At 43.6% G+C, this 21,069-nt stretch carries 24 protein-coding genes; all 24 read left to right on the top strand.

What is annotated here, in order from left to right; translation table 11 throughout:
• Positions 1-440: nucleotidyl transferase AbiEii/AbiGii toxin family protein (locus tag HYS07_08750; protein ID MBI1871265.1), on the top strand; the 440-nt coding region annotated here is incomplete at its 5' end.
• Positions 441-979: 539 nt separating this feature from the next.
• Positions 980-1,195, top strand: coding sequence for a gas vesicle structural protein GvpA (gene gvpA, locus HYS07_08745; protein MBI1871264.1), 216 nt, complete (start codon positions 980-982; stop codon positions 1,193-1,195).
• A 68-nt stretch (positions 1,196-1,263) separates the two neighbouring features.
• Entirely contained in the window at positions 1,264-1,977 is a 714-nt protein-coding gene (locus tag HYS07_08740; protein MBI1871263.1) for a hypothetical protein, read from the top strand.
• A gap of 17 nt (positions 1,978-1,994) precedes the next feature.
• On the top strand, positions 1,995-2,393 hold the full coding sequence (locus HYS07_08735; GenBank protein MBI1871262.1) for a hypothetical protein: 399 nt from the start codon (positions 1,995-1,997) through the stop codon (positions 2,391-2,393).
• Positions 2,394-2,606: 213 nt separating this feature from the next.
• Positions 2,607-3,557, top strand: coding sequence for a gas vesicle protein GvpN (gene gvpN, locus HYS07_08730; GenBank protein ID MBI1871261.1), 951 nt, complete (start codon positions 2,607-2,609; stop codon positions 3,555-3,557).
• Between the two features lie 121 nt (positions 3,558-3,678).
• A complete protein-coding gene (locus HYS07_08725; protein MBI1871260.1) occupies positions 3,679-4,011 on the top strand; it encodes a hypothetical protein in 333 nt (110 codons plus the stop codon).
• 118 nt (positions 4,012-4,129) lie between these two features.
• Complete coding sequence (locus HYS07_08720) at positions 4,130-4,684, top strand: Hsp20/alpha crystallin family protein (GenBank protein ID MBI1871259.1); 555 nt, start codon at positions 4,130-4,132, stop codon at positions 4,682-4,684.
• Between the two features lie 129 nt (positions 4,685-4,813).
• Positions 4,814-6,991, top strand: coding sequence for a CDC48 family AAA ATPase (locus HYS07_08715; GenBank protein ID MBI1871258.1), 2,178 nt, complete (start codon positions 4,814-4,816; stop codon positions 6,989-6,991).
• Between the two features lie 20 nt (positions 6,992-7,011).
• Positions 7,012-8,016 (top strand): GvpL/GvpF family gas vesicle protein, encoded by a 1,005-nt coding sequence (locus HYS07_08710; GenBank protein ID MBI1871257.1) that lies wholly within the window; start codon positions 7,012-7,014, stop codon positions 8,014-8,016.
• A gap of 3 nt (positions 8,017-8,019) precedes the next feature.
• On the top strand, positions 8,020-8,766 hold the full coding sequence (locus HYS07_08705; GenBank protein ID MBI1871256.1) for a GvpL/GvpF family gas vesicle protein: 747 nt from the start codon (positions 8,020-8,022) through the stop codon (positions 8,764-8,766).
• Positions 8,767-8,905: 139 nt separating this feature from the next.
• Positions 8,906-9,796, top strand: a complete 891-nt coding sequence (locus HYS07_08700) for a GvpL/GvpF family gas vesicle protein (GenBank protein ID MBI1871255.1) — start codon at positions 8,906-8,908, stop codon at positions 9,794-9,796.
• Between the two features lie 4 nt (positions 9,797-9,800).
• Positions 9,801-10,058 (top strand): gas vesicle protein GvpG, encoded by a 258-nt coding sequence (locus HYS07_08695; protein MBI1871254.1) that lies wholly within the window; start codon positions 9,801-9,803, stop codon positions 10,056-10,058.
• Between the two features lie 23 nt (positions 10,059-10,081).
• Entirely contained in the window at positions 10,082-10,333 is a 252-nt protein-coding gene (locus HYS07_08690) for a hypothetical protein (GenBank protein MBI1871253.1), read from the top strand.
• Entirely contained in the window at positions 10,334-10,564 is a 231-nt protein-coding gene (locus tag HYS07_08685; protein MBI1871252.1) for a gas vesicle protein, read from the top strand. It abuts the gene before it with no gap.
• Between the two features lie 21 nt (positions 10,565-10,585).
• On the top strand, positions 10,586-10,768 hold the full coding sequence (locus HYS07_08680; protein ID MBI1871251.1) for a hypothetical protein: 183 nt from the start codon (positions 10,586-10,588) through the stop codon (positions 10,766-10,768).
• A 12-nt stretch (positions 10,769-10,780) separates the two neighbouring features.
• A complete protein-coding gene (locus HYS07_08675) occupies positions 10,781-11,149 on the top strand; it encodes a gas vesicle protein K (protein MBI1871250.1) in 369 nt (122 codons plus the stop codon).
• Entirely contained in the window at positions 11,136-11,906 is a 771-nt protein-coding gene (locus HYS07_08670; protein ID MBI1871249.1) for a GvpL/GvpF family gas vesicle protein, read from the top strand. The genes HYS07_08675 and HYS07_08670 overlap by 14 nt, the downstream gene beginning before the upstream one ends.
• A 91-nt stretch (positions 11,907-11,997) precedes the next feature.
• Positions 11,998-12,213, top strand: coding sequence for a gas vesicle protein (locus HYS07_08665; GenBank protein MBI1871248.1), 216 nt, complete (start codon positions 11,998-12,000; stop codon positions 12,211-12,213).
• 46 nt (positions 12,214-12,259) lie between these two features.
• Entirely contained in the window at positions 12,260-13,558 is a 1,299-nt protein-coding gene (locus HYS07_08660) for a 3-deoxy-D-manno-octulosonic acid transferase (protein MBI1871247.1), read from the top strand.
• A gap of 229 nt (positions 13,559-13,787) precedes the next feature.
• Positions 13,788-14,915, top strand: coding sequence for a tetraacyldisaccharide 4'-kinase (lpxK, locus tag HYS07_08655; protein MBI1871246.1), 1,128 nt, complete (start codon positions 13,788-13,790; stop codon positions 14,913-14,915).
• A 66-nt stretch (positions 14,916-14,981) separates the two neighbouring features.
• Complete coding sequence (locus tag HYS07_08650; GenBank protein MBI1871245.1) at positions 14,982-16,892, top strand: mitochondrial fission ELM1 family protein; 1,911 nt, start codon at positions 14,982-14,984, stop codon at positions 16,890-16,892.
• On the top strand, positions 16,889-18,967 hold the full coding sequence (waaF, locus tag HYS07_08645; protein MBI1871244.1) for a lipopolysaccharide heptosyltransferase II: 2,079 nt from the start codon (positions 16,889-16,891) through the stop codon (positions 18,965-18,967). The genes HYS07_08650 and waaF (HYS07_08645) overlap by 4 nt, the downstream gene beginning before the upstream one ends.
• 3 nt (positions 18,968-18,970) lie before the next feature.
• Entirely contained in the window at positions 18,971-20,032 is a 1,062-nt protein-coding gene (waaF, locus tag HYS07_08640) for a lipopolysaccharide heptosyltransferase II (protein ID MBI1871243.1), read from the top strand.
• Entirely contained in the window at positions 20,022-21,026 is a 1,005-nt protein-coding gene (locus tag HYS07_08635; GenBank protein ID MBI1871242.1) for a glycosyltransferase family 9 protein, read from the top strand. The genes waaF (HYS07_08640) and HYS07_08635 overlap by 11 nt, the downstream gene beginning before the upstream one ends.
• Positions 21,027-21,069 lie beyond the last annotated feature (43 nt).

Below are 21,069 nucleotides of genomic sequence, written 5' to 3'. Positions count from 1 at the left end.
TTTATGTCCTTTCCTATGATAATAAAGTCCTGGGTGCTCAGAATATCAAGGTGGAAATCAACCGAAGGGAATTCGGATCAAGGTATGAAGTGAAGGCCTATCTGGGTATTTCCATGAAGGTTATGACACGGGAGGACATGGCGGCGCACAAGCTGGTGGCGATGGTTGAACGAATGGGTAAAACGAATCGTGACATTTATGACACTTGGCATTTTTTGGAGAAAAATTGGCCCATCAACAAAGCGATTGTCGAAACCAGAGCCGGTATGTCATTCAAGAATTTTTTGCAGAAATGTATCGACCTTTTGGAAAAATTGGGGGAAAGGCACATCCTCTCCGGCATGGGTGAACTGCTGGATGAAAAACAGAAGGTGTGGGCTAAAGCCAATTTGAGAAAAGATACGATCTTTCTGCTTAAAGTCATGTGGGAGGGTCAATAAAAGACTTAGCCCTAACCTGGACAAGCCAGAATCAAATAAACCCATAGAAATCAAAAATCAAAAATCAAAGATCAAAATGACAATGCAAATATCAAAAATGATACCTATGCTGTTGTTCCTTGAATGAATACCCAAGGGGCTAGAGTATCTCCGTCTCGTGAACGAAAAACCCTTGAGAAGATACATTTTAAATTTTGATTTGTCATTTTGATATTTGCATTTTGATTTTTGATTTCTATTTCTTGCCTGTTTGTACAAGATTTTATCGCTAAGAGACTCAATCCCGCGTGAACTAAACCCAGAAAATACCCCTACGCTTTTATCCCCAGAAATCAGGATTTAATTCCTGAATGAGGGAACTCAATGCCGATTTTTCCAGTTCTAAAATCCTTGAAAACCCTGTTTTGCTTATTATTATTGCTATAGTGAGATCATCACGTGCTTATAGCTTTTACGATGACATCTAAATTTTTGGTACGCATATTGCTGTATTACTTCCGACGCTTGGAAGAGGTCAAAAGAAGAAAGGAAGGTGTCAAATGGCAGTTCAAAAGTCAATGGCGAGTTCTTCATTAGCAGAGGTTGTCGATCGTATTCTGGATAAGGGAATCGTGATCGATGCGTGGGCCAGGATCTCATTGGTAGGAATTGAGTTCTTGAGCGTGGAAGCCCGCGTCGTATGCGCAGGTGTTGAGACGTATCTCAAGTATGCTGAAGCGATTGGTCTTACACAGACGGCGGCTCAGCCTGCATAAGGAAAAGGCATCCCTCGGGATACGAGGGAAATGGTTTGTCGGACTGACCTCAAACACGAGTTTAGCGGATGATTCAAAGTGAGCTTGAGTTCGCCAAACCAGGCTTTTCAAGTGAGAATGGAGGAGTTTTCATGAGCGCTATGGAGACGGAAGAGATTAAAAGAATTACAGGGGATGTAATCAGGGGTTACGATGAGAGAATTTGTGCCGTACAGGAGATTATCGAAAAAAGTCTCGACACGTTTGATCAGTGTCATGTTGCCAATCAAATGGTTCGGGAAAATTTAAGAGAAACGTTGTCCAGAGTCGAATCGCTTAGGAAAAAGGATTTTGATGTACTCACGATGCCCCTTTTGGCTCATCAATGGGCTAGAGAGAAAGAGATTAAGCTGACTTTACATTCTTTTCTAAAAAGGCAAAGGGAGTTGGCGGATCAGTTGAAGAGAGTGGTTGAGGAGGGAATTTTCCGAGACATCCTTTCTTTGGAAAAGGCGGTTCAAGATTCCATTGCCCAGACAAGAGTGAGTCTAAAGTGTTTTCAAGAAGAACAGACTTTGATTGGGGAGAAGATGCAGTATCTTTTTCAGAGAAAGGATGAGCTGACCTTAAGGGAATTCAAAAAGACCCTTGATGATTTAGGTTGTAAGCTTAGGCTTGGGACCGCCGCTTTGGCCGATGTTGAACATTTGACTTATCCAGGCCGAAACGACGGGGAGGACGAGAAGTCATCAGGGAAAGAGGGGATAGAGGCGATTACAGGATACGAAGTTTATCCTGATTAAGAAAGGAGATGAATATCATGGGATTCGCTGCGGATATGACGAACTTAGCGGAAAGTTTCGTTGCGTCATTCAATGACCGTATTAATTTTCTTGGGCATAATGTCGCAGAGGTCAATAGAATAACGGATGATGCTCATAAGTTTCTAGATCACACAAGGAAAGATCGCAAGGCAATGGCAAGAGAGTTGTATGCGGATTTAGGAACTTTTGTGGGTGACCTGACCGACAATGTCGGTAAATTGTGTCAGGGATTCCGAAAGGAGAATAGGGCATTTCATCAGGAATGCAAGGCTGGCCATCAGGCATTTCAGAAAGTTGCAAAGACGATGGCAGAGAAGAGGCGACACTTCGATGCGAGTGTGAATAATATGGCTGAGAAGGCTGCGCCAAAAACGACTAACAAGAAGCATAAATAAATAATGAAATTTCGTGGAAGATTACGCCCCCCGGTGTACGCCGGGGGGCTTGGTCGTCCCTGAGGTTTAAAATGCGTAAAGTAATTCAAGAACGAGACTACCTGATCACCCCCTGTCGCACCTACCGTTATTACCGTGGAGGTGGAGTTGGGTTCAACATCCAGAACATTCGTAATGCCTGCCTGGGTTGGGGTCACTTTAGGAGGAAATAAAATGCAAACCAGTGAGATTACAATTTTGCAACCGAAGGCGGGGGCGGATTTTGTGGAGACGCCCTTCGTTAAAGGGATTCAAGAGAGGGCCCTTCACTATTTGAATGCAGGTTTCCCTGTCCATTTTAGAGGAATTTCGGGGACGGGGAAAACAACGTCGGCCCTGCGTGTTGCCGAGCTTTTAGAAAGGCCAGTGATTATGGTCCATGGGGATGAACAATTGACCACGAACGAGCTGGTGGGTGCCCAGACGGGTTATCATGTGAGAAAGCTTCGAGATAATTTTATCGCTTCTGTCTTGAAGGTTGAAGAGGATTCTTCCAAGCGATGGGTGGATAACCGTCTGACGGTCGCTGTAGAAAATGGTTATACGTTGATTTATGATGAATTTACCCGTTCAAGACCTGAGGCCAATAATGTTCTTCTTTCGGTGCTTCAGGAGGGAATTTTGGATCTTCCAGGAGGGGGTAGAGACGATGGAGAGAGTTGCATTAAGGTTCATCCAAATTTTCGGGCCATTTTTACTTCTAATCCGGAGGAATACGCGGGCGTTCACCGCTCTCAAGATGCGCTCCGGGACCGGATGGTTACATTGGATCTGGAGCCCTTCGATGAAGAGACGGAATGCGCGATTACGGCAAGAAGATCAGGACTTCCCAAGGAAGTTGCCTTAAAGATTGTAAAGATCGTGCGGTATTTAAGGGAGCATGGCCAGTATGAATTCGCACCCACCATTCGAGGCTGTATCATGATCGCCAAAACCGTTCAGGATTATAGGAAGGGGATTTCTCTTGATCCGAACGATCCTATTTTTAAGCAGATTTGTTTGGATGTTCTTTGTTCAGAGACTTCAAGAATCGGAAGCAAGACAACTTCGGCCAAGGTCAAAGAAGTGGTGGAGGAGGCGATTCATCAGTTTGGTTCAAACGGGAAAAAACAGAAAGGAAAATAAACCCCCACACCAAACCCGGCAGAGGTTCGGTGGAAATTTTGGGATCTTAACCGGGTGACGGGCGCATGATAAGGTTCTTCGGCCGTTTCTGGGTTTGGTGTGGGGGTAAAAAAGGAGGGCCATGCCAGTGCAAATGAAATTACTGAAGAGATCTTCAAATAGTCGAGGGTCTTCAGATATTCGAACCATTACTCTTAAGAATACGGGAACAGTTCAACAGGTCAATCGGCTTTATATTCTCACAGTCAGGCGGCAGAGTTTACTCAGTAAAATCAACACCTTGACGCATCAGTTGCACGAAGCCAAGGAGATTATGAAAGGGATTGATGCGGATATCCTGGGGACTGAGAGCCAGTATCGAAAGCTTTCAGGCAGGCGACCTCACAAAAAAATTGAACAAAAGGAATTGCGAGAGAATGGCAGTCGGGTGAAGAAGATGAGTCTGGCGTATTGAGATAGACTATAGGCTGTAGGCTGTTAGCCTGCGCGATCACATAAAGCTCTGGAGCGTTTGAAATGGAAACTAACAGCCTACAGCCTAAACAACCTGAGTAGTTACGGGAGGAAAGGATATGAAAAAAGAAAAGAAAAAAGATAAGTCAGATGAAGAGGTTAAATTTCCCTTCGAATTTAAATCCGGAGGTCTTTTCGGCGGGTTATTTCAAGGATTGGGGAATTTAATTGAGCTTGCTGACAAGATTAAGGAAGAGGGAGGTGTCATCCAAAAGGAGGGTGAATTTACAGTGCCTGGCCAGAAGGATATGAAGGGGGTGTTTGGCTTCACCGTTCGGACCATGGCAGGGGCCGGTGGAACGACAAAACCCGTAGTTGAGGCCTTTGGCAATATTAAAAAAACCCCAAAAGGGCCTGTGGTGGAAGAGGCCCGAGAGCCTATTGTGGATGTCTTTGAGGATGGTGATACGGTGCAAATTGTTTCTGAGCTGCCGGGGGTAAGCGAGAACGAGATCCACTACGAGGTTCATGGGGATGTGGTGAGTTTGTCCACGACAGGAAAGCGTAAGTACAGCAAAGAGATTTTGCTTAAAACATCGGTGGAATCAGAGGGTGCTCAGATGAGTTACAAAAATGGAATGTTGGAGTTGAAGCTTAAGAAGAAGGTCAAATGAAAAAGCGGTCTTTTCCGAACCTCAACTATGAAAATAGGCTCGAGGCTCAAGGCTTGAAGCAAAAGCTTCATCCTTGACGCGCTATTTTTATTCTGATGTTTAATCTGGGTTTTGGAAACGAGGTGAATGATGAGTAGCATCGTAAAAAAGGAACAAGTTCACTCTACAAACTCCCTCACTTTTCGTGTGGTAGAAGCCTTGGTGAGAGATGTAGGCCGTGGGATTGCCCGTCTTGATCCAGCAGACATGGAAAAGTTGGGCTGCGATGTTGGCGATATCATCTGTATTGAAGGAAAGCATAAGACGGTAGCGAAGCTGGCGCCGACTTACGAGGAGTATCGGGGAAAGCATTGTATTCAAATGGATGGAATCACCCGTGAAAATGCGGGGGTCAGTTTAGATGAAAAGGTTTTAATTCACGCTACAACCGCAGAATTTGCGAGAACCTTATGGCTCAAAACAACACTCAGTCCCTCAAAGCAGGGTGCGCTAAGCGCATCCGATCCTTATGTAGGTCGTCTTCTGGAGGGGCTGCCTGTCATTAAGGGAGACCGGGTTCGCACGACTCTTTTCGGATCCAGGACTCGAGATTTTGAAGTGGTTAATACCGCTCCTGACGGTCCTCTTCTCGTCACATCTTCAACGCAAATTAAAATTGAAGGAGAGGCTGCCAAGGGTGAAGAAAAGGCTCGTCCCGGAGTTTCTTACGAGGACATTGGCGGTTTGACTAAGGAGATTCAGCGCATTCGAGAGATGGTAGAACTGCCTCTCAAGCATCCTGAGGTGTTTGAGCGATTGGGAATTGATCCCCCGAAGGGGGTTCTTCTTTATGGACCTCCCGGTACAGGAAAGACATTGATTGCCCGGGCGGTGGCTCACGAATCGGAGGCCAATTTCTATACTGTCAACGGTCCAGAGATTGTGCACAAATTTTATGGAGAGAGTGAGGCTCATTTAAGAAGTATATTTGAGGAAGCTAGAAACAATGCTCCAGCGATTGTCTTCATTGATGAAATTGATTCGGTGGCCCCCAAGAGGGCGAATGTCCAGGGGGAAGTAGAGAAGAGGATTGTCGCCACGCTTTTGTCTCTTTTGGATGGTTTGAAATCACGGGGCGAGCTGATTGTGATTGGGGCCACCAATATGCCGGATCTTTTGGATCCTGCACTCAGGCGCCCCGGCCGGTTTGATCGCGAGATTACGATTGGAATTCCGGATCGCAATGGGCGGCTCAAAATACTTGAAATTCATACCCGTGGAATGCCCCTGGCAGAAGATGTGAGTTTGGAGAGGATAGCGGATATCACCCATGGCTATGTGGGGGCTGATTTGGAGGCATTGGCCAGGGAGGCGGCGATGAGTTGCCTGAGACAGGTTTTGGAAAAAAGAGGAATGAGCATCGAGGACCTTCCCTTTGAGGTGATCGAGTCTATGGAGGTGACGCAAGAGCACTTTATGCAGGCATTGAATGAGGTGGAGCCCTCCGCAATTCGTGAGGTCTCACTAGAGACTCCCAATGTACGTTGGTCGGATATTGGAGGGCTTGAAGCTGTGAAAAAGGTGCTTATCGAGGGAGCAGAGTGGCCCCTTCATTATGCGAAGGTTTTCGAGAAGGCCAATCTTAAACCAAATAAAGGGGTTCTCTTGGCCGGCGCTCCGGGAACAGGGAAAACTTTACTCGCAAAGGCGTTGGCAACGGAGTCTGAGGTCAATTTTATTTCGATTAAAGGTCCAGAATTGGTTTCGAAGTATGTGGGGGAGACAGAGAAAGGCATTCGAGAGATTTTTAAAAAGGCAAGGTCTGCGGCCCCCTGTGTTCTCTTTTTTGATGAGATGGACTCCATTGCCCCCAGGAGGGGATCGGGCGATGGGGATGCCGGGGTCATGGGTCGGACCATTAGTCAGTTTTTAACAGAGTTAGATGGGATGGAGGAGCTTCGGGGCGTGATTATCTTGGGTGCGACCAATCGAGTGGATTTGATTGACCCGGCCCTGATCCGGCCGGGCAGATTTGATCATATCATTATGCTGGGTCCTCCGGATCTTAAAGCGCGAGAGGGGATATTTCAGATTCATTTGAAGGGAACCCCCGTGGAAAAAAGGGTGGACAAGGAAGAGCTTGCTCGAGAAAGCGAAGGGGCCAATGGGGCCGATATTGCAGCCATTTGCCGGCAGGCGGTGACCTTGGCGATTCGGGAATTCATTGAAGAGTATCAAGATAAGTCCAATGGATTGGCGGAGAAATTTATAGTGAAGAAAGAACATTTCCAAGAGGCGATTCGAATCGCTGCGAAGGCTAAAAAGTGAGAGGGTTAGGAGGTTAAGGTATGCGTTCTTATCTTTACGGGATTATTGAATCGAACGCGGTGAAGAATTTTGGCGCCATCGGTTTTGAAACAGCGGATCTGGGAAGGGGAAAGGTTGAAGCTCTACCCAGTCGAAATATTGCTGCCGTGATTGGACCTGCACCCCAGGAAGATTTCGGACTTTTGAGCAAAGAAAGATTGGTCAAAACCTTATTAACGCATCAGGAAACGCTGGAGATGATTATGAAGAGCCAATTTATTCTCCCGTGCAAATTTGGGACTGTCCTAAGGGATAGAGAAGAAGTACGTGAGCTCCTTTTACAAAACGAGCGGCGTCTTGAGGAGTGGATTTCGAAGATGAAGGATCGTGTCGAGATGGATGTCGTGGCCACTTGGGACTCCAGGGAGGTTCTCAAAGGAATGGCTGAGGGCGATCCAGAAATTGAAAGTCGGATAAAAGCGATTCATGCACTTTCGCCTGAGAGAGAAAAGGATGAAAAGATCGCTTTGGGGATGAACCTAGCGGCAAAATTAAAGGAATATGCGAATCAATGGGCTGACGAGATCCTGTTTGCCTTAAAGAAAGTGAGTCAAGAGAGCGCCCCACATGATGTGATGAATGATGACATGGTTTTGAACGCCTCTTTTTTGCTGAAGCATGATCAAGAAGATCAATTTTCCAAAGCCGTCGAGGATTTGGATCAGAGATTTGAGGGGAAATTTAATTTTCGTTGTATTGGACCTTTACCGCCTTATAGTTTTTCTATGATTCTGGTCAAGGAATTTGAGGAGCGAGAGATCCGCCGGGCAAAGGAGGTGTTAGGTTTGGAAGGCGATCAAAATTTGGAAACGGTGAAACACGCCTATAAAGAGAAATCACGGGAATTTCATCCGGACATTCACCCCGAGTTGGACAATCAGGAATTCCAAAAAATTCATGAGGCGTATGAACTGCTGCTAGACTATTGTCAGGGAGGTCGTCAGTCCTGGAAGGTGGATTTGTTTCAGACCAATGGAAAGGGTTAGGTTATGAAGCATGTAGGAAAATATATTTATGGTATTATTTCCAGCAATGGGGCTGAGAATTTTGGCCCTATTGGGATTGGAGGCGAGGAGGATGAGGTGATGACCATTGGTTCTGGGGGCCTGGCGGCCGTTGTGAGCAATGCCTCCATGGATCATTACATTCTCTCAAAGGAAAATCTGACGGCTCATATGAAGGTGATCGAGAAGGTGATGGAATTGTACAATATTCTTCCGATGCGTTTCTGTACAATGGCTGAGACCTCCGATGAAATTATTTCTTTTTTAGAAAGAAATTCAAAGGAGTTGATGGACCTTTTGAGAGATATGGAAGGGAAGGTCGAGATGGATATTAAAATTCGGTGGAAAGACATGAAGAAAATTTATGAAGAAATTTCCGAGGAGAATCGGAAGATTCGAGACTTGAAATCAGGTAAGCCGCCTCAAACCCGCAGGGACCTCATTCACGCGGGAGAACTTGTAGCTGCTGCGTTGGAGAAAAAAAAGGTAGCGGAGGGAGAAAGCTATCTCGTGCCGTTTAAAAAATTAGCAAAGGGTTTTAAGGCGATGGAATCTGGGGCTGATGAGCTTGTCCTTCATGAAGCCTTTTTAATTGGTAAGGATTGGCTCAAGGAATTCGATAAATCAGCCGAAACATTGGCTGATGAATTTCGGGACAGGGTGGAAGTGAAATCTGTGGGACCCATGGCCCCATTTAGTTTTGTAACCCTGCAATTACATTGGAATGAATAGCTGCGTAGCATGGATTGCCCGATAAATCGGGCGACTACAAGTAGCAGGCCATTGTAGTCGCCCCATTTATGGGGCAGGTAGTGAATCGTGATGTAGTCGCCCCATTTATGGGGCAGTGGTTAATGAAGGAGCTGATGTTATGGAAAAGATGGGATTTTGGGTGTATTGCGTGATTGAAAATAAGGGACCTCTGACGATTGTCCCACCACCTGTTGTTCTGCCGGAGGCAGGTCTAACGAAGTTGGACAGGCCCAAAGTGCCAACAACAGGTGGTGGGATTGAAGCTCAGGGGATTCACGGCACGAGTCCGATCGAAGTCGTGGCCCACGGGGATTTTGCGGCTGTGGTCTCAGAAGAGCCCCTGAAGAAATATCACCTGACGCGGGATTTTTTAATGGCTCATCAGTTGGTCAATGAAAAGGTAATGCAGATTCAGCCGGTGCTCCCCGTGAAATTTTGCACCCTCGCCGAGACGAAGGATCAGATTGTCCGGCAGGTTTTAAAGCGGCAGGAGAAGGTGAAGGAATTTCAGGAGACTTTTGCAAAGATTCAGGGCAAAAGTGAGCTGGGCCTCCGGGCAAGATGGAAAAATCTGGATGAGGTTTTCTCTAAATTAAGTCAGGAAAACGAAAAGGTGATAGCTGCTAAAGAGAAGGTTATGAAAATGGCTTTACAGGAAAGGCACACCGCTCTGATTGATGTGGGGCATGTGGTGAAAGAGGCCTTGGAGGAGAAGAACATTAAAACGGCCGAAACGCTGATCCACGAACTTGCCCCTTGGGCTGTTCAACACAAAAAACAAAATGTTTTGGGGGATGTAAACATTATGAATGTGGCCTTTCTTGTAGAGGATGAAAAACAGGCCTCTTTTGATGAGGTCGTGAACGACCTAGAAGTCAGGTACGGTTCCCAGATTCAGTTTAAGTATGTGGGGCCTATTCCGCCCTTTAACTTTGTTGAGATTGTGATTCAATTGGAGGAAGAAGGCGGCAAACCTAAATCAAAGGCAGAGCTTATAGAAAGGTCTTAAAATCATGTTTCTCTTCGATGACTTGGTGATTTGGCTGGGAAAGAAGATTAAGGATATGGCTGAGAATGAGTTATACGGCAGCAGGGAGAAAGTGATGGAACGTCTTCTCTTGCTCCAAGCGAAATTGGATATGGGTGAAATAGGGGAGGAAGAATATAATTTAAAGGAAAAGGAGATTTTGGGGGTTCTGGATGAGATAGACAAAAGGAGTCAGGAACCCGTCGAAGAAGAGGGGGAAGAGTCAAATGATGAAGAATTATAAGGTTTTAAGAGAAGGAGGTTTCCATGTCTGACATTCATGAGGCGAAGGCAAAGGTCACGGGATTCGTTCAGGAAGAGCTGGGTAAAGATCCGGCCTCCATTCGTGTTTTGAAATTGGCGAAGTCGGATATGGGATGGGAAGGAACGATTGAAGTGACCGAAGAAAACGAGTACCTGAAAAAATTGGGTCACCCGACCATTTTTGATAAAAACCATTATGTGATTTCGCTGGATGAAGGGTTCAATGTCACCGGTTTTGGACCTGAGGAGGCATAAATGCCATTCACTCACGCGACAAAGGGAGACTCATTGGCCGATGTGGTGGAACGCATCCTGGATAAGGGGCTTGTGATCAACGCGGATATTGTGATTTTACTTTGCGATGTGGAACTTCTTTCCATTAAGATTCGGGCCGCCTTGGCCTCGTTTGAAACAGCGGCAAAATGGGGTTTGGCCTTTCCCTCGGATATGAGGGTGGCGCATCCGGTTCCAGAACAAAAAATGTAGAAGTTCAAAAAGGAGGTATTTATGTTGGAAGAGAATAAGAAAGACAAAGACGATGGCGCAGACGAAATTTTGAAGAAGGTTGGCAAGGTGATTCCGGGCTTTGATTCCTTCTTTCAAAAGGCTCAGAACAGCAAAATATTCGGGGGTCGAATAAAACAAATTCGAGAGGAAATTAATAGACGGTTTGGAAAGAAAGATACGTAAGTTAACCTCATCATGAAACTCGAAATTAACGATAAAGATTTAAAACAAGGTCTCTTCGGCTTGGTTTTAGCCATTGTGGAGGTGATTCGAGACACCTTAAGGATTCAAGCCCTTAAAAGAATGGAAGGGGGGCAACTTACTGAAGACGAAATCAATCGGCTTGGAGTTACCCTCATGGAGTTGGATAAGGCGATTGAGCATTTGAAAGAAGAGCAAGGGGTAGAGGAGGCGGTCCGATCAGTTCGTGAAGGATTGGATGATTTGGTAGATTCAATGGTTCAGGGCTTAACGGATCCTTGTGGAATCGCCCGGTCTTGCCAAACAAATAAGGAAATCCAGAATCCAGTTCAGGATTTGGGAGCGAAAAATGATGACCGATAAAGGTCTCTATATCTATTGCCTCGCCCAAGGGAATCAGGAAGAGCCTCTGGAACTTCGGGGTCTTGGAGGACAGCCTGTCGAGGCCTTTTCCCATCGAGGCCTCATTGCAGTTGTTGAGGAATGCGAACCGAAATCCCTTAAGTCTGAGGATCAAAAAGTTCTCGCGGACTGGCTCTTGATTCATCAAAATGTGGTGGATATCGCCTGGGAGCGTTATGAGACTGTTCTGCCATTTGGTTTTGGAATGATGATCAAGTCAATGGATGGAAAGACTGCGAGTGAAAATCTTAAGGCTTGGATCGAAAGAGAATCTGAAGAGCTTCGTGGAAAATTGAAGCGCCTAAAAAATAAAGCGGAGTATGGAGTACAGGTGATATGGGATCCTGCGGGGATTCTTCCTAAAATTAAACGCAGTGACAAAGAAATTCAGGATCTGGAGAAAGAAATCCAGTCCAAACCCAAAGGGGTCGCTTATCTTTTGGAAAGAAAACTCGCTGAAATCATTAAGAAGCGATTGGAAGAGGCGGCCAATGTTTATTTTAAGGATTTTTATCAGCGTATCCGAAATTGTGTTGGAGAAATACATGTTGAAAAAGTCAGACGAGAGAATCCACCCAAACAAATGATCATGAATCTCTCCTGCCTGCAAGAGAAAGACGAAGGGGTGCTTCTCGGGAAAGAACTGGAAAAGATCGGGAAAATCCAAGGTTTTGACGTTCGTTTCACAGGACCTTGGCCGCCTTATTCATTTGTGTGAAGACAGAAGACAGAAAAACTAAGGTACCTTACTAATTTTCTGACATCTGACATCTGATTTCTGATATCTAAGAAAAGGAGCGAAGCGACAGATGGAACCAACACGTCAAGGTCGAGCGACGCTCGTAGATTTATTGGATCGAGTTTTGGACAAAGGGCTGGTGATCAATGCCGATATCATTATTTCTCTGGCAGGCATTCCATTGATTGCGGTAGAATTGCGGGCCGCTGTCGCCAGCGTCGAAACCATGTGGGAATATGGCCTCATGAGAGATTTTATTGGAGAATATCCAAAAGACAGTAAATAGTATTTACTACCTACTACTTACTGTTTTCTTAGGGAGGGGCATCAGAATGATTCTCTTATACAATGCACTTTTTATGCTGGGCTTCGTTCTGGCCAGTCCTTATTTTTTATATAAGTTGATTCGTTCAGACAAGTGGCGTGAGGGTCTTGTCATGCGTCTGGGGTTCTATGGACGTGAGCCTGAAGAAAAATTGAAAGGTCTTAACACCCTTTGGATTCATGCGGCTTCAGTAGGAGAGGTCAAAGCTGTTTTACCCTTGATGGCTCAAATCCAAAACGCGATGCCTCAATATCATCTTGTTTTAACGACCGTTACTCGTACAGGAAATCGTGTCGCTCGAGAAAATGTTAAAGGTTCAGTTACCGTTCTTTATTTTCCATTAGACTTTTATTTTTCAGTGAGGCGTGCCATTCGGGTCATTCATCCCTCTCTTTTTATTTTGGTTGAAAGTGAGCTTTGGGCCAATTGTCTATGGCAGCTTTTTCGTAAGAAGATTCCTGTTGCGTTGATCAATGTAAGGATGTCTTTACGCTCCTATCGCCGATATCAAAAGGCAAAAATTTTGGTTAAGAATTTTTTCTCTCGCCTTTCTTTGATTACGGTTCCGACCTTAAAAGAAAAAGAAAAAGTGCTCACACTGGGTGCTCCTGGTCAAAATCTTCATGTGGTGGGTAATCTAAAATATGAGAAAGATCAGTTTGTTGAAATGACCCTTTCACAAAGAGACACTCTGAGACAGGGTTTAGGATTTCCGTCGGAGTCTTTGATTTTGATTGGTGGAAGTACTCATCCAGGTGAAGAAAACCTCTTAATCAAAATTTACCAAAATTTGTTGAAAGAATTTTCCCATCTTTATTTGATTTTAGTTCCCCGTCATCCAGAAAGATCCTTAGAGGTGATCAAAATTTTAGAAGATAATAGAATTTCTTTTCACTTGAGGACAAAAGGAGAGAATGGTTCTTCTTCTAAGAGGGTATTGGTGTTGGATACCGTGGGTGAATTAGAAAGACTCTATTGGATCGCCGATGTGGTTTTTATGGGAAAAAGTCTGACCCGAAAAGGCGGTCAGAATTTTTTAGAACCCGCTCGCTGTGGAAAACCCATTGTTTTTGGTCCTCATATGGAAAATTTTCGAGATATGGCCGCTGGTTTTGTGGAAGGGGGTGGTGCAGTTCAAGTCCAAGACGCATCTTCTTTAGAAGAGGTTCTATCTGATCTACTACGTTGGCCTTCCAAACGACAGAAGATAGGAAGTCGGGCCAAAGAAATCCTGGCTGCCAACCAGGGCGCAGTTGAGCGAACCCTTCAACTTCTTATGAAGATTGATAGTGAAAGACAGGAATGAAAAATCAATGACAAATGTCAAAATCCAAAGTTCAAATGAATATCAAATGACTGAAGGGAACTTGTTGGCCATTTGGATTTTGGATTTCATTTGTTATTTGAGATTTGACATTTGAAATTCTTCAACTGTTAGCTAAACACTTTTCTCCTCCCAAATTTTAAATCGATTTTTATGCCGAAAAATGCTATCCTGTTCCCGTTTTTTGACCTATTTATGATTAGGATATTTTATGCAACGTATTGAAGATAAGATAGTTAGAATTATTAAAGGGGAAGCCAAGGGAAGAAAAGCGGATGCAGTCAGAACCGTTCTTTTAACCCTTTCTAAGCTCTATGGAGCTGTCGTTGGTTTTCGCCTTTGGATGTATCGACATCGATTTTTTCGGAAAATCATTCTAGGATGTCCTGTGATTAGTGTTGGCAATATTACTGTTGGAGGGACAGGAAAGACTCCTGTGGTGGAGATGTTGGCCCGGTCTTTAAGTCAGGGAGGGAGAAAAGTTGCTGTCTTAAGTCGTGGGTACAAAAAGAAAAGAAAATTTTTTCGAAAGAATCCCCTGTCCAACGATATTGCCATTGTTTCAGATGGAAAAGTGATTCGAATGAATGCCCAGGAAGCAGGAGACGAGCCCTACATGCTTGCCAGAAATTTAGATGGGGTTTGCGTTCTTGTCGCTAAAAACCGTATCCGATCCGGTTCATTTGCGATTAAAAATTTGGGAGTCGATATTTTGCTTTTAGATGATGGTTTTCAATATCTTCCTATTCATAAAACTCATGAGATTTTGCTGATTGATTCAACCAACCCTTTTGGATATGGATATGTCCTTCCTCGAGGTCTTTTAAGAGAATCCTCTCAGGAGTTATCCAGGGCCAACTTTGTTTTTTTAACAAAAGTAGAGAAAGTTTCTGATACCACCGCCCTCAAAGAAGAGATTCGTCATATTTCACCCACTTCTGAAATATTAGAATGCATTCATGATCCAAAATATTTAACACGTTTTGATACCGAAGAAAAAATTCCTTTAAGTTTTTTAGCGTCTCGAAAGATATGTGCGCTTTCAGCCATTGCCATTCCAGAAGGTTTTGAGGATACCCTCATTCGTTTAGGATCTCAGATTGATCTTTCCTTTAGGTTTAGAGATCATCATCGCTATAGCCGTCGTGAATTAAGAGAAGTGCTGACGCGAGCACGAGAAAAAGGAATCGATACGGTTATTACGACAGAAAAAGATGCTGTTAGAATTCCAGCGGTTCATTTTGAGGGGGTTAAAATTCTTTTTCTCCGAGTGGAAATCAAAATCGTAAAGGGCGCCTCTGACTTTAATCATTTTGTACACGATATTTGCTACTATTAAAAGCAAGTTAAAAGTGTAAAGTGTAAAGTTAAAAGTGAAAAATACGACTGTACTTTGGGTAGAAATATGTTTTTTTTCCATCTCCTTAATTTTTTGATAGGCCTTCTCCCCTCTCCTTTTACCTTGCTCTTGGGCCGATTTTTAGGAAGTCTCTTTTATCTTTTAGATAAAAAACACCGTCAAATTGCCCTTCTCAATTTAAAAGCCGCTTTTCCTGAATATCATTTGCCCCAGATTAAACGAATTGCCCGCCAAGCCTTTCAGCATCTTGTGTTATTGGGGCTTGAAACCTTGATTCTTTCCAGAAAATCAACGGCTAAATTGAGGGATCAAGTTTTAGATCAGGGCTTTGAGAATTTGGAAAAAGCCAGAAATCAGGGCAAGGCCATTCTTTTTTTGACAGGGCATGTCGGGCATTGGGAGCTTCTCGCTCGGTTGGGCCGGTGGGCGGGTTTCCTGGAGTCTGTCATTGCCAGGGATGTGAAGGGTAAAATGGCTCAAGAATGGCTTCATTCGATCCGTTCACGCCATGATGTTTATGTGATTAGTAAAGGTCAGATTCGGCATATTGTGGATGCCTTTGAACATGGCCAAACAGTGGGGGCGTTGATCGACCAGGACGGTGGCAGGCGCGGTTCTTTTGTTCGATTTTTTGGGCGTTTGGCGTCGACACCGACTGGAATTATCCGTCTGGGATTAAAGTCGGGTGTACCCATTCTTCCTGTATTTTTGAGGCGTACCTCTGATCGATTGGAATACAGGCTTTATATCGGAAAAGATATTTCGCTAGGGCTAGAGAATCTGACGCTTCAAGAAAAGGAGAAGAAAGCTCTTGAACGATTCACCCAGGATCTTGAGAAATTTATTCGTGAGGATCCTGGACAGTGGTTATGGCCTCATCGACGGTGGAAGACTCGTCCCCTTAATGAGGCGTCTGCCATTCGTAAAAAAATCCTTCTTCTTCATGATGGAAAGCCGGGTCATTTTAATCAATTGCTGGGGATTTTAAAAGGTCTTCAGGATTGGGAACATCAGTCGGTGGTGATTCAATATCGCTCAAAATTTCATCGGCTCATCGTCTACTTATCTATTTTGGCGAGAATTTTAAAAATGGGAATTTTAAAATGGGCCCTTTCACAAAATTCACTGAATGCTCTTTCGCTGAGGTCCCCTTCGCTGATTTTGAGCTGTGGTTCTATCGCAGCTCCCGCGGCCACTATTTTGAAATCTTATTATGGCGCAAAGTCTGTGGTGATCATGCGCTCAGGGTTTTTAAACGTTGAAAAATCTTTTGATCTTGCCATCTTGCCTTTTCACGACCATCCTTCGGAAAATAAGAGGGTTTTGCGTCTCTTAGGAATACCGACTCCGATTACTGAAAAGGATCTTAAAGAGGCGGCTCAAACTCTTTCAGAACGATTCACTTTAACAAGTCAAAAGAAGATTGGAATTCTTGTTGGAGGAAATTCTAAACGGCAAAACATGAAGATGGATCAAATGAAGACCTTTGCCTTAGAGCTTCTTAAAACAAGCCAAAAACAGAATGCAGAAATTTTGCTGGCCACTTCTCGAAGAACCCCTGAAGGAATAGGAAAAATGTTCAAAGATATTTTAGGAGGAAAGCCCGGTGTTCATCTTTTGTGGGCAAAGGAGAATCCCGAAAGTCCTATTCCAGGGATTTTAGGTTTATCGGATGTCGTTCTTGTAACGGAAGACAGTTTTTCCATGTTGATGGAATCCCTTCATTCAGGACGGCCTGTGATTTCTCTTCGTCTTTCTCAGAAAGGGTTTCGTCCTTTGAAATATGAAAAAACGTTAGAAGTGATGGAAAAAGAGGGAAGAATATATCGGAGAGATGAAACATCTTTTGTGAATGTTCTAGAGCCCTTTTTAGCGAATGATCGTCAACCGAGTAAAGTCAATAATGTTGAAACGGATCAAGCCGTTAATGCTATTTTGAAATTGATGGAAATATGAAAATTCTTCAACTGGTTCCCGAAATGAAGATGGGTGGAGTTGAGACTGGAACTCTGGATATGGCCAGAGAACTAGCTCTGAGAGGACATGAAGCCTGGGTCGTGAGTGGAGGGGGGTCTCTGGTTCAGGCCCTAGAGAGAGCTGGAGTTAAGCATGTCGAGCTTCCCGTTCATAAAAAATCAATTGTCTCTATTTTCAGATTGGTGAAGATCGTTCGGAAATTGATTCAAGATCAAAAGATAGATATCGTCCATGCCCGATCTCGAGTGCCTGCCTGGATTGGATATTGGGCTGTACAAGGAACTCAAAGCAGGTTTGTCACGACGGCCCATGGCTATTATCGGCCTCATTGGGGGAGTCGTGTGATGGGCTGGGGAGAGCGTGTCATTGCTGTATCCCAAGCTATTCGTGATCATTTGATCGATCATTTTCATGTTGCCCCGGACCGCATTTCAATGATTCATCGAGGAGTCGACCTCTCGCGTTTCAAGTTTTGCCCTAAGAAATTAAACATCCAAGCTCCTCGCATCGGCATTTTAGGACGGGTCACCCCTTTAAAGGGACATATTGATTTTATTCAAGCGATGGGAAAGGTCGTGAAAGAATTTCCGAATGCAAAGGGTCTCATTATTGGGGAAGCTCCTTTAAAAAGGGGAGAATATCAAAGGCAACTGGTCAAACTAAAGAATCATTTGGGTCTTCAGTCTTCAATAGAATTTCTTCCTTCCAATCCTGAGATCACTGAAGTGCTTCAAGATTTGGATATTGTTGTTTTGGCAACGACAACTCCTGAGGCCTTTGGGCGTGTAGTGATTGAGGCCGAGGCAATAGGTATTCCTGTTGTTGCCACTCGGGTTGGGGGAGTTGTCGATATTATTGAAGATGGAATTCATGGGAGGTTAGTCCCGCCTCGAGATTCTGATGCTTTGGCCAACGGCATTCTTCATTTTTTGAGGGATCGAGAATTTACTTTGAAAGGGGTCGAAGCAGCTCGGCGTAGAGTGGAAGAAAAATTTACTCTCAATCTTATGGTCAATAAAACCTTAGAGGTTTATCATCAACTTTTAAAATCACCTAAAATTCTTGTTCTAAAACTGAGTGCTCTTGGAGATTTAATCTTAATCAGTCCTTCATTGAAAGCCTTACGAAAGGCCTATCCTGATGCCCAAATTTCTCTTTTAACAGATCAGGCTTATGCCCCGCTCTTTCAATCTTGTCCTTATTTAGACAGCATCATTCCTTTTAAAAATAAAAAGGGAGATTGGAAGAACTTTTTTAGAATGGTGCATGAATTGAGGTTCAGGCGTTTTGATTTTTCAGTGGATCTTCAGAATAATAAGAAATCTCATTTTTTGGCTTTTTTAGCGAGGATTCAAACCCGCATTGGATATGGAAGAGGGGGAAGGGGAATTCTTTTAACAAAAAAAATTCCTTGTCAAAAAAATATTAGACCTATTGAAAGTCAAAATCGACTTCTTCATTTAATCAATGTCTCAATCACGGACCCCCGTCTTGAACTTGGGTCAAATCAGGAAGAAAAGGATAAAATCAGAGAATTTCTAGATGGCGAGGGCGTTAAGCCTAATGAAAAGCTTGTGGGCCTTTTCCCTTTTTCCAATGGACGTTGGCTCACCAAACAATGGGGTTTAGATCGGTATATAGAATTAGCAGAGCGTCTGTCTAAAGAAGCCAGAGTGATTCCAGTTTTTGTAGGGGGAAAAGAAGATATTTTGGAAGGGGATTCATTAAAAAATTTAAAAATTCGCACGATTGATCTCATCGGTAAAACCAATATTTTAGAATTGTCAGAACTTTTTAAAAGATGCTCTGCAGTGGTGAGCGGGGATTCGGCTCCTTTACATGTTGCAGCTGCATCAGGAGTTTCGGTGATTGGCCTTTTTGGTCCTACCGATCCTGCTCGACATGCCCCGCCGGGAAAAGTAAAAGTGATGACTCATTCAATTCCTTGTTCTCCTTGCTATCATCCTCTCTGTAAAATTAAAACTCACGATTGCCTTCGTTTGATTACCGTTGATCAAGTTTTGAATGAATTAAAAGAATTTTTGAAGGATTGATGTATGGTTGAACCTGGACGGATCTTGCTTATTTTACCTAACTGGATGGGAGATGTTCTTTTTGTCACACCCTCACTTCACGAAATTCGGCTTCGTTATCCTCAAAGTTCGTTGACAGCACTTGTTTGGCCCTCTTGCAGACCGGTTCTGGAGGGAAATCCTGATATCAATGAGGTATTACCGCTCGATGAAAAGAATTTTCATAAGGGGTTTTGGGGAAAGATAAAATTAATTTTAGAATTGAGGCGAAGAAATTTTGATACCGTTTTTTTGTTTTCTCGTTCAAGAACACGGGGATTCATCTCTCTGTTGTCAAGGATTCCTCAGCGTATTGGATATCAAATGCCAGGGAAAAAACACTTTTTGACTCATGCTGTTGATGCACCCCCTTACGATTCGATGCATCGGGTTGAGTATTATTTAGGAATTCTTCGAGGAATGGGTTTTTCAATTTCTAAAAAGCCGCAATATGTTCTTGAAATTGATCAAGAAAGTGAAGCGTGGGCTCAAAAATTTTTTAAGGAAAAAGGGATTAAAAAAGATGATTTAAAAATTGTTTTGAATGCAGGAGGGAATTGGGCTCCCAAGCGATGGTCAGCTATTTTGTTTGGAAAACTGGCTAAAAAAATGATGGAGCTTTGGGGGGCAAAGATTATTTTAACGGGGGTTTCTCAAGATCATGCTATTTTTGAAGCAATTTTAAAAGAGGCGTCTTATCCTCTTGTTTCAGCGATTGACCGAACTCATCTAAAACAATTGGCGGCGCTTTTTAAAAATGCAGATCTTTATATTGGAAATGATTCAGGTCCAACCCATTTGGCCCAAGCGGTAAAGGCCCCTCTCATCGCCCTTTTTGGCCCTCAGGATCCTAAAATTACAGGGCCTTATGGAGAGGGGAAGAAGACGATTCTTTTTAAGAATAAAGGATGCCAGGTCCCTTGCTTTTTACCGGAGTGCGAATGGAAAAGATGTATTGATACCATTACGGTTGAAGAAGTCTTTGAGGCAGCTGAAAAGATAGTTCAAAGTTCAAGGTTCAAGGTTCAAAGTAAAAATGAAAAATAAAATTGATCCTTATACAATTCAGAAAATTCTCTTTGTATCCCTCAGTAACATTGGAGATGCAATTTTAACAACTCCCTCCCTTGATTTAGTCCATCGCTTTTTTCCTAAGGCTGAAGTGACGGTTATGGTAGGGCCTCGAGCACGGGAAATTTTTGAACATCATCCCTCTATGACGCGACTCATTCTCTATGATAAACATGCGGGTTTGAAGGAAAAATTGAAACTCATTCTTCAATTGAAGGATGAGTGCTATGACCTTGTGATTGATTTAAAACAAACTTTACTTCCTTTTTTGATTCAACCCAAATTTTCAACTCCTCTTTTTCGAAAGAAAATGGACCAGCATGCGGCACTTCGTCATCTTTCTTATCTAAAACGAATAGGCATTGTAGGGTCTTGCGATTTTATTCTTCCGGATGTAGAACAATATCGTGAAAAAGTGGATACGCTTCTTGTAAAAAATGGAGTTGATGTTGCCTCAAAATATGTGGTGATTCATCCAGGGGCTGCGAGTTTTCTAAAACGTTGGGAGCTTATCAACTTTCTTAAACTTGCCCATGAGCTTAGGGAAAAAAATAAAATTCAAGTTGTCATCGCAGGCGCTTCTTCTGATCAGAATGAATTTGAAAAGGTATTTCCAAAAAAGTTATGGCCCAATTTAGTAGGCGAACTTTCGCTGATGGAGTTGGGGGCTTTATTGACACGAGCGGAATTTTTAATTGCCCATGATTCAGGCCCCATGCACTTAGCAGCTGCACTCAAGACGCGGGTTCTTGCTATTTTTGGTCCCACCGATCCAAAGATTTATGGGCCTTTCGGGCCGTCTCATCGGATCGTTCGGCTGGATCTGGACTGTTCCCCTTGCATGGCTCCAACATGCCGAATTCAGACTCATGACTGCTTGAAAAAACTAGAAGTGGAAGAAGTTTATCGAATAGCCAATGAAATTCTTTCCTCTCCAAAATGTTCAAAACAATGTGTTTTCAGTCAATAAAGACAGGTGATCGGTGATAGGTGTTCGAAGATCGAAGACCGAA

It is taken from the genome of Chlamydiota bacterium (assembly GCA_016178055.1).
GTDB lineage: Bacteria > Auribacterota > JACPWU01 > JACPWU01 > JACPWU01 > JACOUC01.
This window is presented reverse-complemented; position numbering and strand designations above follow the sequence as displayed.

Coding starts and splice junctions, on each gene's coding strand:
- HYS07_08695 (MBI1871254.1), top strand. CDS start 9,801: ATGTTTCTCTTCGATGACTTGGTGATTTGGCTGGGAAAGAAGATTAAG.
- HYS07_08700 (MBI1871255.1), top strand. CDS start 8,906: ATGGAAAAGATGGGATTTTGGGTGTATTGCGTGATTGAAAATAAGGGA.
- HYS07_08735 (MBI1871262.1), top strand. CDS start 1,995: ATGGGATTCGCTGCGGATATGACGAACTTAGCGGAAAGTTTCGTTGCG.
- HYS07_08715 (MBI1871258.1), top strand. CDS start 4,814: ATGAGTAGCATCGTAAAAAAGGAACAAGTTCACTCTACAAACTCCCTC.
- HYS07_08675 (MBI1871250.1), top strand. CDS start 10,781: ATGAAACTCGAAATTAACGATAAAGATTTAAAACAAGGTCTCTTCGGC.
- HYS07_08665 (MBI1871248.1), top strand. CDS start 11,998: ATGGAACCAACACGTCAAGGTCGAGCGACGCTCGTAGATTTATTGGAT.
- gvpA (MBI1871264.1), top strand. CDS start 980: ATGGCAGTTCAAAAGTCAATGGCGAGTTCTTCATTAGCAGAGGTTGTC.
- gvpN (MBI1871261.1), top strand. CDS start 2,607: ATGCAAACCAGTGAGATTACAATTTTGCAACCGAAGGCGGGGGCGGAT.
- HYS07_08635 (MBI1871242.1), top strand. CDS start 20,022: ATGAAAAATAAAATTGATCCTTATACAATTCAGAAAATTCTCTTTGTA.
- HYS07_08660 (MBI1871247.1), top strand. CDS start 12,260: ATGATTCTCTTATACAATGCACTTTTTATGCTGGGCTTCGTTCTGGCC.
- HYS07_08670 (MBI1871249.1), top strand. CDS start 11,136: ATGATGACCGATAAAGGTCTCTATATCTATTGCCTCGCCCAAGGGAAT.
- HYS07_08690 (MBI1871253.1), top strand. CDS start 10,082: ATGTCTGACATTCATGAGGCGAAGGCAAAGGTCACGGGATTCGTTCAG.
- waaF (MBI1871243.1), top strand. CDS start 18,971: ATGGTTGAACCTGGACGGATCTTGCTTATTTTACCTAACTGGATGGGA.
- waaF (MBI1871244.1), top strand. CDS start 16,889: ATGAAAATTCTTCAACTGGTTCCCGAAATGAAGATGGGTGGAGTTGAG.
- HYS07_08705 (MBI1871256.1), top strand. CDS start 8,020: ATGAAGCATGTAGGAAAATATATTTATGGTATTATTTCCAGCAATGGG.
- HYS07_08725 (MBI1871260.1), top strand. CDS start 3,679: ATGCCAGTGCAAATGAAATTACTGAAGAGATCTTCAAATAGTCGAGGG.
- HYS07_08710 (MBI1871257.1), top strand. CDS start 7,012: ATGCGTTCTTATCTTTACGGGATTATTGAATCGAACGCGGTGAAGAAT.
- HYS07_08685 (MBI1871252.1), top strand. CDS start 10,334: ATGCCATTCACTCACGCGACAAAGGGAGACTCATTGGCCGATGTGGTG.
- lpxK (MBI1871246.1), top strand. CDS start 13,788: ATGCAACGTATTGAAGATAAGATAGTTAGAATTATTAAAGGGGAAGCC.
- HYS07_08720 (MBI1871259.1), top strand. CDS start 4,130: ATGAAAAAAGAAAAGAAAAAAGATAAGTCAGATGAAGAGGTTAAATTT.
- HYS07_08680 (MBI1871251.1), top strand. CDS start 10,586: ATGTTGGAAGAGAATAAGAAAGACAAAGACGATGGCGCAGACGAAATT.
- HYS07_08650 (MBI1871245.1), top strand. CDS start 14,982: ATGTTTTTTTTCCATCTCCTTAATTTTTTGATAGGCCTTCTCCCCTCT.
- HYS07_08740 (MBI1871263.1), top strand. CDS start 1,264: ATGATTCAAAGTGAGCTTGAGTTCGCCAAACCAGGCTTTTCAAGTGAG.